We start from the raw sequence: 16009 nt of genomic DNA on the forward strand, positions 1-16009 counted from the left end.
CCCGCGGCACCCGGTCCACCCGGCGCCCCGGCAGCCCCGGGAGCCCCGGCAGCGCCCGCCGCGCCCGCTGCCCCGGGCGTCGTCCCGGAGACCGTCCCCGCCATGCTCACCCGGCTTCAGCAGCTCTACCAGCAGTCGGAGGAAGCGGGCGAGGCCTACAACACCACCGAGGTGGCCCTCACCCGCCAGCGCGCCGCCACGAAGCAGCTGACCGCCTCGCTCGCCCGGGCCCGCGCCGCCCTCGCCCGTAACCGCGCCGACGTCGGAGAGCTCGCCCGCGCCCAGTACCACGGCCAGTCCGACCTCTCGGACTATCTGCGGCTGCTGCTCGCCGACGACCCGCAGCACGCCGTCGACCAGGGGCGGCTGCTGGCGCGCGCCGCGCGCGGCAGGGCGGCGACGCTCTCCGGTCTCACCAAGGGCGAGAAGCACGCCGACGCCCTCGCCACCGCGTCCCGCAAGGCGCTCGCAACCCAGCAGTCGCTCACCGCGCGCAAGAAGCAGCAGCGCGACACGGCCGCGGCGAAGCTCCGCCAGGTCACCGCGCTGCTCGCCGGGCTCAGCGGTGACCAGGTCGCCCAGCTCAACTCCCTTGAGCAGAGCGGCACGGAGGCGGCCCAGCGGAAACTGGTCGACTCGGGCGCGCTCGGCCCGCAGAGCCGGACCGGCCGCACCGCACCGTCGGCGCAGGGCGGCGCCGCCGTGCGGTACGCCGTCGGGCAGGTCGGCAAGCCGTACCAGTGGGGCGCCGAGGGGCCCGGCGCCTTCGACTGCTCCGGGCTGACCTCACAGTCCTGGGCGCACGCGGGACGGACGATCCCGCGCACCAGCCAGGAGCAGTGGCGCCGGCTCCCCCGGGTGCCGCTGAACCAGCTGCGCCCCGGCGACCTGGTGGTCTACTTCCCCAAGGCCACGCATGTGGCGATCTACCTGGGGGACGGAAAGGTCGTCCAGGCACCGCGTCCCGGCGCCGCCGTCAAGGTGTCGCCGATCGCCGCGAACCCGCTGCTCGGCGCCGTACGCCCGGACGCCGCGCTCTGACCCGGGGCAGGGAGCGGATCCGTCAGGCGGCGCCCGACACCTCGGCGAGGTAGGCGTTCGTCAGGTCGGGCTCGTAGAAGAAGTTCTCGAAGTCGGCCGGATCGTTGAAGCCGTTGGCGAACCGGTCGGCGACCGGCTGGAGTTGACCCCCCGCGCCGATCAGGTTGAGCACGTGCTCCGGCGGCACGCCCAGCATGGCGTTGGTCCACTTGGTGGCGTGCTGGGCGGTGTCCCAGTAGCGGTCGAACGTGGCCCGCATCCACGCCTCGTCGAACTGCCCGTCGCCGTGCGCCACTATCGCTTCGAGGTAAGCGGCGGCGCATTTGGCCGCCGAGTTGGAGCCCTGCCCGGTGATCGGGTCGTTGGCGACGACGACATCGGCGACCCCCAGGACGAGCCCGCCGCCCGGCAGTTGCCCGACGGGGTTGCGTACGGTCGGCGCGTACCGCCCGGAGAGCGTGCCGTTGGCGTCGGTCAGCTCGACCTTGGTGGCGCGCGCGTACTCCCACGGCGTGAAGCGCTCCATCAGCTCCAGCGTGAGCGACAGATGCTCGGCCGGGTCCTTGACACCCTGGAACGCGTCGAGCGGGCCGCCCGGTACGCCCTCCCAGAAGAGGATGTCGGCGCGTCCGCTGGTGGTGAAGGTCGGCATGACGAACAACTCGCCCACGCCCGGCACCAGATTGCACCGGACGGCGTCGAAGTCCGGGTGTTCGGGGCGCGGCCCGAGACCGTGCACATAGGCGACGGCGAGGGCGCGCTGCGGGGCGTCGTACGGGGAACGTGAGGCGTCCCTGCCGAACATGGAGACCAGTTCGCCCTTGCCGGCGGAGACGAGCACCAAGTCGTAGGTGCGGGCGAAGAAGTCCAGGTCGGAGACGGCAGCGCCGTGGATGACCAACTGGCCGCCGCGCTGCGCGAAGGTCTCCATCCAGCCGGCCATCTTGACCCGCTGGTCGACGGACTGCGCGTAGCCGTCGAGCTTGCCGACCCAGTCGATCGCGCGGCTCGCGTCGGGCGCGGCGACGGAGACGCCGAGCCCCACGATCCTCGGGGCCTGCGACTCCCAGAAGTTGAGCTGGAGATCGCGCTCGTGCTGGAGCGCGGTGTGGAACATGCACTGGGTGGACATGACCCGGCCGGTCCGGATCTCGTCCGCCGTGCGGTTGGACATCAGGGTGACCTCGTAGCCCTGGGACTGCAGTCCGAGGGCGAGTTGGAGACCGGACTGGCCGGCTCCCACAATGAGTATCTTCCGCATGGCGGGCTCTCCGTCGGGGTGCGTGGTGCGCGGTGCGTGCACTGGTCGTGTGGGGGGTGGCGTTGCGAAGGGGGGTCGGGCGGTACGCAGGCTACTCGTGGGTGTTGTCGAGTGCGTGCTGCACCAGGGTGAGCAGCGACTCGACGGCCGTGACCCGGTTGCGCGCGTCCATGGTCAGCACGGGGATGTGCGCCGGGACGGACAGCGCCTCGCGTACGTCGTCCGGCTCGAACAGCTCGGTGCCCTCGAAGTGGTTGACGGCGACGACGTACGGCAGCCCGCAGCTCTCGAAGTAGTCGAGAGCGGGGAAGCAGTCGGACAGCCGCCGGGTGTCGGCGAGGACGACGGCGCCGATCGCGCCGCGCACCAGGTCGTCCCACATGAACCAGAACCGCTGCTGTCCCGGCGTGCCGAAGATGTACAGCACCAGGTCGTTGGAGAGCGTGATCCGCCCGTAGTCCATCGCCACGGTCGTGGTGAGCTTGGCGGGTGTCGCGCTGAGGTCGTCGGTCTCCGCGCTCGCCTGCGTCATCAGCGCCTCGGTCTGGAGCGGTGTGATCTCCGAGACGGAACCGACGAAGGTCGTCTTGCCGACGCCGAAGCCGCCGGCGACGACGATCTTCGTGGCGACCGGTGCGCGGGTGCGGTCCAACTGCCAGTCCTGGAGCTGTTCCTCGGGCTCGTCTGCCGGACTGCCCGGGGCCCCGTCGAAGAGCCCGGCCGCCGGGGCGGCGGTCACGTCAGAGACGGCGGAGTCCATCCAACACCCTTTCCAGCAGCGCACGGTCGGGCTGGCCGGTGCCGTGCCCCGTCCCGTACACACGGATCTTTCCCTGGTCGGCCAGGTCGCTGAGGAGCACCCGGACCACCCCGAGCGGCATCTTCAGCAGCGCCGAGATCTCGGCGACCGTGCGCATCCTGCGGCACAGTTCGACGATGGCCCGCATCTCGGGCATGACGCGCCACGCGGCCCCGCCGTCGGTCAGTTCCCTGCGCTCGTCGGCCGCCTCGATCGCGGCGACGAACGTCTCCACGAGCAGCACGTGCCCGAAGCGGGTACGGCCGCCGGTGAGCGAGTACGGGCGGACCCGCGCGGGGCGGCGGTCGCCGCCGCGCACCGGGAGTCTGCGGGCCTGGGCACCGGCGGACCCGGCGGCGGCGGTCATCGGGCGTTCTCCATGGACTTGCGCAGCTCGCTGCGGAGTTCGGGCGTCAGTACGTGTCCGGCGCGGCCGACGAAGAGCGCCATGTGGTACGCCACGACGCTCATGTCGCAGTCGGGCGCCGCGTGCACGCCGAGCAGGGAGCCGTCGCTGATGGACATGATGAAGACGCTGCCCTCCTCCATGGCGACCATCGTCTGCTTGACCCCGCCGCCGTCCATGAGCTTCGCCGCCCCGATGGTGAGGCTGGCGATACCGGAGACGATGGTGGCCAGGTCGGCGCCCGCGCCGCGCGGTCCCTCGCCGCGTGGCGCGCCGCCCGCCGCCTCCGCGGCCGCGCTGTTGTGCTCCTGGTCGGAGGAGAGCAGCAGCAGTCCGTCGGACGAGACGACGGCGACGGAACGTACTCCTGGCACCTCCTCGACGAGGTTGCTCAACAGCCAGTGCAGGTTTCGGGCTTCGCTACTCAGTCCGAATGTGCTGGTCGCTGTCAACTGCGTGCCTCCTCGACTGTCTCCCCCGCCTCTTCGTCACGTTCCCCGTCCCGCGCTCCGGACGCTATCGGGTCGGTGCCGTCCGTCCGGTCGGAACTCTCGGTGAGTTCGGCCTCGACATCGCGCCGGCCGTCCTTCGCGCCCTGGTGGAAGCCGCCGAGCCGGCGGCGCAGCTCCTCGGCGTCGACGCTGCCGGTGCGTTCGGTGGGCGAGGTCGCCGCCTTGACGACCTTGGGGGTTCGCTTGGGCAGTCCCTTGTCGGTGACCGGATCGGACTCCGGTCCTGTCTGTTCGGGTTCGGGCGCGGATACCGCCGGCTCGGACGCGGATACCGCCGGTTCCGACACGGGTGCCGGCTCCGGCTCCGCGCTCTGCTGGCGCGGCAGCCGCATGGTGAAGGTGTCCTGGTCGACGTCGGCCCGTTCGTGCGTGTCGGGACCGACCGCGTACGGGTCCTGGCGGACCCCCGCGGGCGCCGCCGGCTCGCTCTCCGCCTCCCGGATCGTCTCCTCGGCCGCCGCGATCAGCGGGTCGGGAGCGGCCTGACGGGCGGGCAGCGCGTTGGAGTTGGCCTCGGCGACCGAGCCCGGCTGGTGGACGGCGGGCGCGGGTCCCGCCGTCGGCGGCGGGTACGCGGCGGCCGGGACCGGACCGGTCGAGGGCTGCGTCTCGGGGAGCAGCGCCTGCGGCAGTACGACGACGGCCGCGAGCCCGCCGTCCTCGTGCTTGCGCAGATGGACCCGTACGCCGTGCCGCGCGGCGAGGAGGGCCGCCACCCGCAGTCCCAGGCCCTCGCTCTCGGCGGGTGCGCCGGGGGTGCCCCAGGCGTCACGCGCGCCCTGTTCGCCCCGGTCGCTCTGGGTCGCCTCGTCCAGCAGGGCGTTCAGCTCGCCGAGCCGGTCCTCGGGCATGCCGATGCCCTTGTCCTGGACGGAGATCATCACCTCGCCGCTCTCCAGCAGCCACCCGGACAGCTCCACCTGGGCGTCGGGCGGCGAGAACGAGGTGGCGTTCTCCAGCAGCTCGGCGACGAGATGGCTGAGGTCGTCGGCGGCGAAGCCGGCCACCTGGGCGTGCGAGGGCAGCGACTGGATGGTGATCCGCTCGTACCGCTCGATCTCGCTGACGGCGGCGCGCAGCATGTCCACGAGCGGTACCGGGCCCGGGTGGCTGTGGCCGTGTTCGTGCTCGGCGAGGACCAGCAGGTTCTCGCTGTGGCGGCGCATGACCGTCGCGAGATGGTCGAGCTTGTAGAGCGTGGCGAGCCGGTCCGGGTCCTGCTCGCGCTCCTCCAGCGACTCGATGACGCCGAGCTGCCGCTCGACGAGGCCGAGGGAGCGCAGCGAGAGGTTGACGAAGGTGTGCTCGACGGTGTTCCGGAGCTGGGCCAGCTCGGCGGCCGTCCGCTCCGCGCGCTCCTGGAGTTCCGCCTGGTCGTGCGGTTCCGTGCGCCCGTGGAGTTCCGTGTGTTCCTGGAGCGCGGGGTGCTTCTGGAATCCGGTGCCCCGCGCCGCGGCCTTCGCACTGGCGCCGATCGGAACGGTCGTCTCGCCGCCCGCGGGACCGGGCCGGTCGAGAAGTCCCGCGACCCTGCTGTGCAGCGCGTTGAGGGACCGTACGACCTGGGCGAACTCGTCGTTGCGGCCGGTGAACCGCACCGGCTCGGCCGTCCCGGGCGCTTCGGCCAGCCGGGCGGCGCCGATGCGCAGCACGGCGAGCGGCCGGGTCAGCGTGCGGGCGACGGCCGTCGCGACGCCGACGGCGATCAGCAGCAGGCCGCCGAGCAGCGCGAAGCGCAGCTCCAGCGCGGTGACGTCGTCGTCGCGGACCTTTTCGAGCCGGGTGAGCTGGTCGCTGCCGAGGCCCGCCTCGACGCCGCGCATCTGGTCGATACGGGCGGACAGGGCCGTCCTGACCTTCTCCTGGTCGGTGGAGCGTTCGGACTCGGAGAGTTCCGGGCGGTCGGTGAGCTTCTTCAGATAGCCGTCGGCCGCCGTGATGTCGGGTCCTGTGACGGTCCTGGCGAGAGAGTCGCGCGTCTGGCTGTCCGCGGTGCGGTCGAAGTCGGCGAGCGCGGCGAGTTCACCCGTACGGGTCTGCTGCGCGGCGGCGCTGAGCGCGTCGCGCGCCGCGTCGTTCTTCTTGTTGGCCGCCAGATCGTCCGAGGACGGCACGGGGAGGCCGGTGACCGGGTCGATGACCGTCGTCGCCTCCTCGTCGGCGGGGACGGCCAGCGCGCCCAGCAGCAGCGCGCGGGTGCCGGACGCCCGGTCGACCGCGCTGTCGAGGTCGACGGAGGCGCGGACGTCTCCCGCCACCTCGGCGGGGGCGCGTTCGGCGAGCCGCTCGGCGACCGCGTGCAGGTCGTCGATGACGTCGGAGTAGGCGCGGTACGTGTCGGGGGCCGCGTCCTTGCCGGTGAGGGCGGAGGCGCGGACCGACGGCACGGTGGAGAGGTCTCTGAGCAGCCCGGCCGACGCGGATCCGGTGGCCCGGATCTCGTCGATCTGCCGGTCGACGCGTGCGCGGGTCTCACGGGAGACCTGATGGCCGTCCGCGTCCTTCGCGTCCTTCGCGTTCGTCTCGGATTCGCCCTTCGCCGGGCGTCCCGCCGCCACGTACACGACGGCCTCGTCGCGTTCGTCGGCCAGCGAGTGGGCGAGCGTCACGGTCTGCCGGTTCAGCTCGGCGAGGGTGACGAGCCGCTGCGCGTCGTTCAGACGGGTGGAGGCGTCGAGTACGCCGGGCACACCCGCGGCGACGACAGTGACGGCGATGACCGCCACACCGGCGAACAGCCGGCTGCGCACCCGCTTACGGCGCCCTTCGCCCGGAGTGTCAGCTGTCATGCCGCCGTTGCCCCGAGGCCGCTTCTTCTGCACCGGTGCTCGCATTCTTGACTCGTCCGCCCATGAAGCAGAGGTGACGACCGGTCACTACGAGACAACCCCCACCCCTGGCACGGCTTCAGACCATCCCAGCGCATCCGGGAGGGGGGCGCGCATCGGCCGCTCCGCCACCTGAACGAGTGAACATCACGGAGGAGTTGACGAACAACTTCCGGATCAGCGCTCCGGGTGCCGCCCCGGAGCGCCGGGTGGACCTTCCGCCCGCGCTTTGGCAGGATGCGCGCCCGCACCGCCGCGGAAGAGATCATTCCGCTCCGTCGGTCCTGCTGACCAGGCGGTACGGAGATTCCATGCCCGGTGCAGGCCCGGTGAAGGAGTCGGCAGGAGCTGGGGCGGACTCGTGCAGACTTGATCCCATGCGCATCGAACTCGCCACAGCACCCGGAGTCACCGAACGGCCCAACGAGGACTGGACATCCGTGGTCCTCCCGGCGTCCGGCGAAGGCGGCTCGCTGATCCTCCTGGACGGTGTGACGCCCCCGGCGGGCGATGTCGGTTGTGTGCACGGTGTGCCCTGGTTCACCGCCCGGCTCGGCGGTGCGCTGGCCGAACTGTCCGCTTCGCGACGGGATCTGACGCTGCCGGAGATCCTGGCCGACGCCATCCGGCGTACCGCCGACGCACATCGTGACACTTGTGACCTTTCTCACGTGCGGACTCCGCAGGCAACCGTGGTGATGGCCCGCTGGGGCGCGGACTCCGTCGAGCATCTGGTGCTCTCCGACTCGACGCTGCTGCTGGAGGCACCGGACGGCGCGGTACGGGCCGTCGTGGACGACCGGCTGCACCGCGTCCCGCGCGCCGCCCTGCGCTCGGCGGCGTCGGCGGACGCGCTGCGCAACGCGGAGGGCGGTTTCTTCACGGCGGCTGCCGACCCGTCCGCGGCGGCGAAGGCCGTGACGGGCCGTACCCCCGCCGCCGACGTGCGCGCCCTGCTGGCCCTGACGGACGGCGCGGCCCGGTGGGTGGAGATGTTCCACGAGGGCGACTGGGCGGACTGTCTGGCGCTGGTGCGCAAGAGCGGTCCGCAGGAGCTGATCGACCGCGTACGGGCGACCGAGGACACCGACCCGGACGGCGCCGCCTTCCGCCGCTGGAAGAAGAGCGACGACGCGACGGCGACGTACGTGGAGGTGTGAGCGAGCCCGCCGCGGGCCGGCCCCGGAACCGTCGGCCGGCCGTTTCAGCCGGCCGTTTCAGCCGCCCCTGTCAGCTGCCCGTACGGGCGTTCATGTGGTGCAGCAGCCGGGCCAGCTCGGCGATCTCGGCGCGGTCCCAGTCGGCGAGCTGTCGTACGTACCGGCCTCTGCGCGCGTCGCGCACCCGCTGGAAGCGGGCCAGCCCCTCGCCCGTGAGGCGTACGAGTGACGCGCGCCCGTCGGCGGGGTCACGCTCGCGGGTGACAAGTCCGAGGTCCTCCAGCGCCCGCAGCTGACGGCTCATCGTCGCCTTGCCGACACCGAAGTAGGCGGACAGCTCGGTGGCCCGCTGATAAGTGGTTTCCTCCAGCCGGACGAGCAGCCCATAGGCAGCCGGTTCGAGTTCGGGATGGACCTCGCGCGCCATCTCGCCGGAATTCGATCTGGCCCGGCGCAGAAACACTGCCAGCTCCCGCTCCAAGGCGAGGAATTCGTGGTCCACACCACTCGTACCGGCCGGGCCCGGTTCATTTCCCGGTTTACTCCCGTGCACGTCAGCACCCATCACGCGCTTTCCCGCTCCTGAAAGTTTCTTTCACAGACGGCCATTGCCGCAGCTCCGTCATTATTTCGTAGGTTTAGTCCAACGGCAGCAGCGTGGCAACCTTCCATCGTTACGTCTACGTGCGTAGCGTCACCACTGACATGTCCATACCACGACTTGTCGACACGTCCATGAGATCCCCCCACCAGGTCTTCCGGAGGCACGCAATGCCCGTGCACAGATCCGTGACACCCGGCCGCCCGCTCGTCGCGGCGACCACAGCTCTCCTGGCAACCCTCGCGCTCCTGCTCACCCTTCCCGGTGCGGCGGACGCGGCAACCCCCGACCCCCAACCGGTACCCGGTTCGCAGCACGCACCGGGCACCCGACCGGTACCCGGTACGCAGCCCGTACCCGGTACCCAGCCCGTACCCGGCTCCCAGCCGGTCCCTGTCCCCCAGCCGGCCCCCGATCTGCCCGCGCCGGGCTCCGCCTACATGGGCATGGGCGTCCTGGCGCACGACGGGCAGGGCGGACTGCCGCCCGACACCCGCGTCACCCAGACGCACGGCGTCGACGTCTCCAGCCACCAGGGCAGCGTGAACTGGGCCGCCCTGTGGAGCAGCGGCGTCAGGTTCGCGTACACCAAGGCAACCGAAGGAAGTTCGTACAAGAACCCGTCGTTCGCACAGCAGTACAACGGCTCGTACAGCGTCGGGATGATCCGCGGGGCTTACCACTTCGCCACTCCCAACAGCACGAGCGGCGCGGCCCAGGCCAACTACTTCGCCGACAACGGCGGCGCCTGGTCACGCGACGGGAAGACCCTGCCGGGTGTGCTCGACATCGAGTGGAACCCGTACGGCGCCTCCTGCTACGGCAAGTCGCCCAGTCAGATGGTCAGCTGGATCAGGGACTTCCTGAACACCTACAAGTCACGCACCGGCCGTGACGCGGTGATCTACACGGCGACCAGCTGGTGGAGCTCCTGCACCGGCAACTACGCGGGCTTCGGCAACACGAACCCGCTCTGGGTGGCCCGCTACAACACGACGGTCGGCGCCCTGCCGGCCGGCTGGGGCGTCCAGACGATCTGGCAGTACACGTCGACGGGCCCGACCGTCGGCGACCACAACCGCTTCAACGGAGCCCTGGACCGCGTCCAGGCCCTCGCGAACGGCTGACCCGGCCTTTCGCGGCATGCGGCGCGGTCCCGGCCGGTACCACCGGCCGGGGCCGCGCCCGCCGTATGTCCGCCGGCAGCCGGGGTCTCGGTCCGGCGGGCTCTCGGTCCGGCAGGATCTCCGTGCAGCGGGCTCTCAGTACAGCGCGCGCAGGTCGGTGAGGAAGTCGCGGGTGTCGCGGGCGGACTCCGCGTGGGCCACCATGCGGTTCATCGCCTCCAGGTGCTCCATGACCTCGGTCTGCTGGTCGAGGAAGAGCGCGCCGGTCAGATATTCGATGTAGACCATGTCGGGGATCTCCGGCACGTCGAACCGGAACAGCACGAACGGGCTGTACGTCCCCGCGTGGTGGCCCGCCGAGAGCATGGCGACCTGCAAGGTCACGTTCGGCTGGGCCGAGACGTCGAGCAGCCGGTCGAGCTGACCGCGCATCACCTCGGCCGACCCGACGGGCCTGCGCAGCACGGTCTCGTCCAGCACCGCCCAGAACCGTGGCGCGTCGGGGCGGGTGAGCAGGCTCTGGCGCTCCATCCGCAGGGCGACGTGCCGCTCGATCCGCGCGGGGTCGCGCTGCCCGACGGAGCCGGTGGTGAGGATCGCCCGCGCGTAGTCCTCGGTCTGGAGCAGCCCCGGTACGAAGTGCGGCTCGTAGCAGCGGATGGTGCTCGCCGCCTCCTCCAGGCTGACGTAGCCGCTGAACCAGTCGGGCAGGATGTCGTGGAACCGCTGCCACCAGCCGGGCTGGTTGGCCTCGTCGGCCAGCCGGAGGAAGACCTCGACGTCCTCGGCGAGCAGCCCGTAGGCGGGCAGCAGGATCTGTATGTACGGGATCTTCAGCGCGACCTCGGCCATCTCCATCCGGCGCACGGTCGCGGCCGTGACGCGGAGCAGCCGGCCGGCGTCCTCCCTGCTCAGTCCGGCCTTCTCCCGCAGGGCCTGGAGTTGTCTGCCGAGGACGAGCTGACCGATCGTCGGGGCGGAACGGGGCTCGCTCACATCACACTTCTCACTCGGGACTGCACCTGCGTACCGGTCAGTCTGACATACCAACTGACCTGGGGTCACGGCCTGTTGATCGTCGGGAAGGGGCCGGGACGCGACACGGCGGCCGCGCACGGAACAGATCGTTCCGTGCGCGGCCGCCGTCGCGGTACCGCTTTCTCCGACGGTTCGGGGCTCAGGCCGTCGCCCCCGCCGGGGCTCAGGCCCGTCGCCCCGGCCGGGCTCAGGCCGCGGCCTGGACCGGTACCTCCGCCGGGGACAGCGCGATCTCCAGCACCTGCCGGACATCCGTGACCGGGTGGACCTCCAGCCGGTCGAGGACCTCGGCCGGTACGTCGTCCAGGTCGGCCTCGTTGCGCTTGGGGATCACGACCGTCGTGATACCCGCCTGGTGCGCGGCCAGCAGCTTCTGCTTCAGACCGCCGATGGGCAGCACCCGCCCGGTCAGCGAGACCTCACCCGTCATGGCGACGTCCGTGCGGACCTGGCGGCCGCTCAGCAGCGAGGCGAGAGCGGTCGTCATCGTGATACCCGCGCTCGGACCGTCCTTCGGGACGGCGCCCGCCGGGAAGTGGATGTGCACACCCCGGTCCTTCAGGTCGGCGACCGGCAGCTCCAGTTCGGCGCCGCGCGAGCGCAGGAAGGAGAGCGCGATCTGCGCGGACTCCTTCATCACGTCACCCAGCTGGCCCGTCAGGGTCAGCCCCGAGCCGCCCGTCTCCGGGTCGGCCAGCGACGCCTCGACGAACAGCACGTCACCACCGGCGCCGGTGACGGCGAGGCCCGTGGCCACGCCCGGCACCGCCGTACGCCGCTCCGCCGGGTCCTGCGCCGACTCGGGCACGTGGTGCGGCCGGCCGATCAGACCGCGCAGGTCGTCGGGTCCGACGCTGAACGGCAGCTCGCGCTCGCCGAGTTCGTGCTGGGCCGCCACCTTGCGGAGCAGCCGCGCGATGCCGCGCTCCAGGTTCCGTACGCCCGCCTCGCGGGTGTACTCCCCTGCCAGCTTGCGCAGCGCGCCGTCCTCCAGGGTGACCTCGCCGGTCTCCAGACCCGCGCGCTCCAGCTGCCGGGGCAGCAGGTGGTCACGGGCGATGACGACCTTCTCGTCCTCGGTGTAGCCGTCGAGCCTGACCAGCTCCATCCGGTCGAGCAGCGCCTCGGGAATGGCTTCCAGGACGTTGGCCGTGGCGAGGAACACCACGTCGGACAGGTCGAGCTCGACCTCCAGGTAGTGGTCGCGGAACGTGTGGTTCTGCGCCGGGTCCAGGACTTCGAGCAGGGCCGCGGCCGGGTCGCCCCGGTAGTCCGAGCCGACCTTGTCGATCTCGTCGAGCAGGACGACCGGGTTCATCGAACCGGCCTCCTTGATCGCCCGGACGATACGGCCGGGCAGCGCGCCGACGTAGGTGCGCCGGTGGCCGCGGATCTCCGCCTCGTCCCGGACACCGCCGAGCGCGACCCGGACGAACTTGCGTCCCATGGAGTGCGCGACGGACTCGCCGAGCGAGGTCTTGCCGACCCCGGGCGGGCCGACGAGGGCCAGGACGGCGCCACCGCGCCGGCCGCCGACCACACCGAGCCCGCGGTCGGCCCTGCGCTTGCGCACGGCCAGGTATTCGGTGATGCGCTCCTTGACGTCCTCCAGGCCCGCGTGCTCGGCGTCGAGAATCGTCTTGGCGCCCTGGATGTCGTACTCGTCCTCGGTGCGCTCGTTCCACGGCAGTTCGAGGACGGTGTCCAGCCAGGTGCGGATCCAGGAGCCCTCGGGGCTCTGGTCCGACGAGCGCTCCAGCTTCTCGACCTCCTTCAGTGCGGCTTCGCGCACCTTCTCCGGGAGATCGGCGGCCTCGACGCGGGTGCGGTAGTCGTCCGACTCGTCCTCGTCGCCCTCGCCGTTCAGCTCGCGCAGTTCCTTGCGTACGGCTTCGAGCTGGCGCCGCAGCAGGAAGTCACGCTGCTGCTTGTCGACGCCTTCCTGGACGTCCTTGGCGATGGACTCGGCGACGTCCTGCTCGGCGAGGTGTTCGCGCAGCTGGCTGATGGCGAGCTTCAGCCGGGCCACCGGGTCGGTGGTCTCCAGCAGCTCCACCTTCTGGGCGGTGGACAGGAAAGGTGAGTAACCGGCGTTGTCGGCGAGCGCGGACACGTCCTCGATCTGCTGGACACGGTCCACGACCTGCCAGGCGCCGCGCTTCTTCAGCCAGTCGGTGGCGAGCGCCTTGTATTCCTTGATCAGTTCGGTGACGGAGCCGGGCAGCGGGTCGGGGGTGACTTCGTCGACGGCGATGCCCTCGACCCAGAGGGCCGCGCCGGGTCCGCTCGTACCGGAGCCGATCTGTACGCGGCCTCTGCCGCGGATCAGCGCACCGGGATCCCCGTCGGACAGCCTGCCCACCTGCTCGACGGTGCCGAGCACGCCGGTCGCGGCGTACGACCCGTCGATCCGTGGCACAAGCAGCACCTGAGGCTTCCCGGCACCGGACCCGCCCGTACGCGCGGCGGCCTGGGCGGCCTCCACAGCGGCGCGGACCTCGGTGTCGGACAGGTCGAGCGGAACCACCATGCCGGGCAGCACGACCTCGTCGTCGAGCGGCAGCACGGGAAGCGTGAGCGGGGTGGAAATGGAGGCCATGATCTCCCCTTCGGCAGTTAGGTTGAGCTATGTGGACTCAATGCATGTGAGCCCGCCAATGTTCCCCGGCCGCCGTTCGCTCTGAGCGATAGCACTCGAGCGGCTGAAATCCCCTCCGTTCGGCGCCGGCCGGCGATGTCAGTGGGGCCTGCCACGATGCCCGGACGTGATCGCGATCAGGAGGAACACATGGGCACCTGGGACGTCGGCCCCTTCGACAACGACACCGCGGCGGACTGGTGCGGCCACCTCGACGACGCCGCCCCGGACGCGCGCCACGGACTGGTCAGGGACGCGCTGGCCCGAACGGCCGGCACCACCGGCTACCTGGACTCGGACGTCGCCGACGAAGCAGTCGCGGCAGCGGCCCTGGTCGCCGCCCAATGCTCGGCCGGCGAGCCGGCCAACCCGCACTACGGCCCGAAGGAACCCCTCCCGGACCTCACCGACCTTCGCGCCCTCGCCCTGCGGAGCCTCGACCGCGTCATGACCGAGCCGTCCGAACTCCTGGAACTGTGGGAGGAGGCGGGCGACGGCCCCTGGCAGGCGGGCATCAACCGGCTCCGCGGCGCGCTCGCACCCGAATCCACGCCCCTCTAATTCACTTCCCGGGGAACGACCGCCCCTGCTGTAATAGTCCCGTGGACAACTCGACCATTACGTCAGCCTGGGTGGCCGGCTGGGCCGTCTCTCGTTCCACTGCGTCGCCCGTCGAGCGGCCGTGGGGGTATCGCATCGACGTCGGGCAGCCGGGGCACGTGCTGCGGCATGTACTGCCCGAGCCCGACGGGGCGACCGTGCGGATGCTCTGCGGGAGCGAGACCGAGCCGGGTTCCTGGCTGCGGCTGCTCGCGGCGCCCGAGGTGGTCGGCGGATGGATAACCCCGGGCTGGAAAGTGCCGGACGACCCCGGCTTCCTGATGTTCACCGCCCTGCGCCGGTCGCCCCTGCCCGAGCCGCCCGCCGGGTACGCGGTGCGCACCGAGCGGACGGACGGGGTCGTACGGGTACGGGTGCTGACCGGGGACGGCGATCCGGCCGCGCGCGGGCAGGTGGGGCTGGCCGGGGAGACCGCCGTCGTCGACCAGGTCGAGACCGACGCGGGACACCGCAGAAAGGGCCTCGGCCGGCTCGTGATGCGCACCCTCGAAACGGCGGCGGCCGACGCGGGGGCCAGCACCGGGATCCTCGCGGGCACGACCGACGGACGCGCGCTGTACAGCGCGCTGGGATGGCGGCTGCACGGTCCGATCACCGGCGTCGTACGGGTCGGCTGACCACGGCGCCGCGCGCCCCCGGCGGGCGCCGTGCGTGACTCGGCCATACCTGTTCCGGCGAGACATCTCCCGCGCGTCCGGGGACAAGTGAACAGGTATGAGTACTCAACAGACAGGACCCCCCGACGAATTGCGCGTCGGCGCCAGGCCACGCGCCGAGGTGGAGCAGGCGTACCGCGCGCTCGCCGACGTCGCAGCGGGCACCGCCCAGCAGACCCAGCTCTCCCGCGGCTCCCTGACGGCCTACCTCTGGGCCCTCGGCCGCGGCGAAACGGCCCCGGTCACCGGCGCTGTCAGCACGGGCGCCCCCGACCTGCCCCTGCTGACGGCGGAGACGGACGCGGCGGTCGTCCAACTGGAGGACGCCACCCAGCGCACGGTCCCGCGCGACTACATCCACGGCGTCCACGAAGCACTGTCCTGGATCTGCGGCCACACCAACACCCGCCCGGCAGCCCCGGCACCTCACCCGGGCGACCACACCCACTGAGCGTCACGCGACGCGGTGAACCGGTCGGGTGCCCGCGAGCGACAGACAGGGCGTGAGACTGTTCCGCCCCATGGGGGGAGACCTGGCCGACGACGCGCTGCTGCGCGCCGTCGCCAAAGGGGATGCCGAGGCCCTCGGCATTTTCTACGACCGGCACTCGGGCTGGCTGCACGCGCGGCTGACCCGACGGTGCGCCGATCCCGAGACCGTGCGGGAAGTCCTCCAGGACACCTTCGTGGCCGTCTGGCGCTCCGCCGCGGGCCACCAGGGCGGTGAGGCCGGTGGCTGGCTGTGGGTGATCGCCGCCCGCCGGCTGGTCGACGCCCGGCGGGCACAGGAGCGCGCCGAACGTGCCCGGCGGGTGGAGTACGAACCGGCCGACGTGGCCCCGTCGGCCGAGGACCGGGTGCTGACCGGTCTTGAGTACGGGGATGTGGGCGCCGCCCTCGACCGGATCTCCCCCGAACTGCGCGACGTGCTGCGTGCCACCGTCGTCGACGGGCTGACCACCGGCGAGACCGCGCGGCTCCTCGGCATACCGGAGGGCACGGTCAAGACCCGCGCCATGCGCGCCCGCAAGGAACTGCGCCTGGAGCTCGGCCGGATCGCGCCGGGACCGGGCCTGGGAGGCATCGCGTGACCACCTGGCATGTGACGGACCAGCTGGCGGAGCTGTACGCGGCGGGCGCGGCGCGCGAGCCCGACGCCTGGTCGCTGGAGAAGCACGTCGAGTCGTGCGGGGCGTGCGCGGTGCGGGTGTCGGCGGCGGTACGGGCGGGCGCCGCAGGACCCGTACTGGCGGGGGTGCGGGCCGCGGTGCTCGCCGCGGTGCCCACGCCCACGTCCCGGCCGCGCCGGATCGGCGCGGCC

Annotated in this window: 15 protein-coding genes and 1 pseudogene; 8 read left to right on the forward strand and 8 right to left on the reverse strand. The window is 71.8% G+C overall.

Annotation, left to right across the window (positions count from 1 at the left end):
* Positions 1-1041 (forward strand): C40 family peptidase (locus HY68_RS03955; protein WP_078863879.1); only part of this gene is annotated, 1041 nt, incomplete at its 5' end.
* A 22-nt stretch (positions 1042-1063) separates the two neighbouring features.
* On the opposite strand, the gene HY68_RS03960 is transcribed toward HY68_RS03955, so the two are convergent.
* The 5 genes from HY68_RS03960 to HY68_RS03980 form a co-directional block, all read right to left on the reverse strand.
* Positions 1064-2302 (reverse strand): styrene monooxygenase/indole monooxygenase family protein, encoded by a 1239-nt coding sequence (locus tag HY68_RS03960; protein WP_041984412.1) that lies wholly within the window; start codon positions 2300-2302, stop codon positions 1064-1066.
* 91 nt (positions 2303-2393) lie between these two features.
* The gene (locus HY68_RS03965) at positions 2394-3062 is read right to left on the reverse strand and encodes an ATP/GTP-binding protein (RefSeq protein ID WP_041984414.1); all 669 of its coding nucleotides are present in this window, start codon (positions 3060-3062) and stop codon (positions 2394-2396) included.
* On the reverse strand, positions 3043-3468 hold the full coding sequence (locus HY68_RS03970) for a DUF742 domain-containing protein (RefSeq protein ID WP_041984417.1): 426 nt from the start codon (positions 3466-3468) through the stop codon (positions 3043-3045). Before HY68_RS03970 ends, HY68_RS03965 begins: the two co-directional genes overlap by 20 nt.
* The gene (locus HY68_RS03975) at positions 3465-3959 is read right to left on the reverse strand and encodes a roadblock/LC7 domain-containing protein (RefSeq protein ID WP_041984420.1); all 495 of its coding nucleotides are present in this window, start codon (positions 3957-3959) and stop codon (positions 3465-3467) included. The genes HY68_RS03970 and HY68_RS03975 overlap by 4 nt, the downstream gene beginning before the upstream one ends.
* Positions 3956-6808: a nitrate- and nitrite sensing domain-containing protein gene (locus HY68_RS03980; protein WP_041995109.1), complete on the reverse strand. Its 2853-nt coding sequence runs from the start codon at positions 6806-6808 to the stop codon at positions 3956-3958. Before HY68_RS03980 ends, HY68_RS03975 begins: the two co-directional genes overlap by 4 nt.
* A 416-nt stretch (positions 6809-7224) precedes the next feature.
* Between HY68_RS03980 and HY68_RS03985 the strand changes: the two genes are divergently transcribed.
* Positions 7225-8007: a protein phosphatase 2C domain-containing protein gene (locus HY68_RS03985; RefSeq protein WP_041984422.1), complete on the forward strand. Its 783-nt coding sequence runs from the start codon at positions 7225-7227 to the stop codon at positions 8005-8007.
* A 70-nt stretch (positions 8008-8077) separates the two neighbouring features.
* Here the strand turns inward: HY68_RS03985 and HY68_RS03990 are convergent, their stop codons facing one another.
* A complete protein-coding gene (locus tag HY68_RS03990) occupies positions 8078-8572 on the reverse strand; it encodes a MarR family transcriptional regulator (RefSeq protein WP_078863416.1) in 495 nt (164 codons plus the stop codon).
* A gap of 476 nt (positions 8573-9048) precedes the next feature.
* Between HY68_RS03990 and HY68_RS03995 the strand changes: the two genes are divergently transcribed.
* A complete protein-coding gene (locus HY68_RS03995) occupies positions 9049-9735 on the forward strand; it encodes a lysozyme (protein ID WP_063779693.1) in 687 nt (228 codons plus the stop codon).
* Between the two features lie 135 nt (positions 9736-9870).
* Here HY68_RS03995 and HY68_RS04000 read toward each other — a convergent pair whose 3' ends face one another.
* Together HY68_RS04000 and lon are read right to left on the reverse strand one after the other, a co-directional pair.
* Positions 9871-10731, reverse strand: a complete 861-nt coding sequence (locus HY68_RS04000) for a helix-turn-helix transcriptional regulator (protein WP_041984429.1) — start codon at positions 10729-10731, stop codon at positions 9871-9873.
* A gap of 229 nt (positions 10732-10960) precedes the next feature.
* A complete protein-coding gene (gene lon / locus HY68_RS04005) occupies positions 10961-13372 on the reverse strand; it encodes an endopeptidase La (protein WP_041984431.1) in 2412 nt (803 codons plus the stop codon).
* A 189-nt stretch (positions 13373-13561) separates the two neighbouring features.
* On the opposite strand from lon, the gene HY68_RS04010 reads away from it, so the two are divergent.
* From HY68_RS04010 to HY68_RS04030, 5 genes and pseudogenes are all read left to right on the forward strand, one after another.
* On the forward strand, positions 13562-13972 hold the full coding sequence (locus tag HY68_RS04010; RefSeq protein WP_041984434.1) for a DUF4259 domain-containing protein: 411 nt from the start codon (positions 13562-13564) through the stop codon (positions 13970-13972).
* 41 nt (positions 13973-14013) lie between these two features.
* On the forward strand, positions 14014-14649 hold the full coding sequence (locus tag HY68_RS04015) for a GNAT family N-acetyltransferase (protein ID WP_041984437.1): 636 nt from the start codon (positions 14014-14016) through the stop codon (positions 14647-14649).
* A gap of 97 nt (positions 14650-14746) precedes the next feature.
* Positions 14747-15139: a hypothetical protein gene (locus HY68_RS04020; RefSeq protein WP_041984440.1), complete on the forward strand. Its 393-nt coding sequence runs from the start codon at positions 14747-14749 to the stop codon at positions 15137-15139.
* Positions 15140-15191: 52 nt separating this feature from the next.
* Complete coding sequence (locus HY68_RS04025) at positions 15192-15779, forward strand: RNA polymerase sigma factor (RefSeq protein WP_241778464.1); 588 nt, start codon at positions 15192-15194, stop codon at positions 15777-15779.
* Positions 15776-16009, forward strand: a pseudogene (locus tag HY68_RS04030) (zf-HC2 domain-containing protein); the annotation flags it as partial. The gene HY68_RS04025 and the pseudogene HY68_RS04030, both read left to right, overlap by 4 nt.

The organism is Streptomyces sp. AcH 505 (genome assembly GCF_000818175.1).
Taxonomy (GTDB): Bacteria; Actinomycetota; Actinomycetes; order Streptomycetales; family Streptomycetaceae; genus Streptomyces.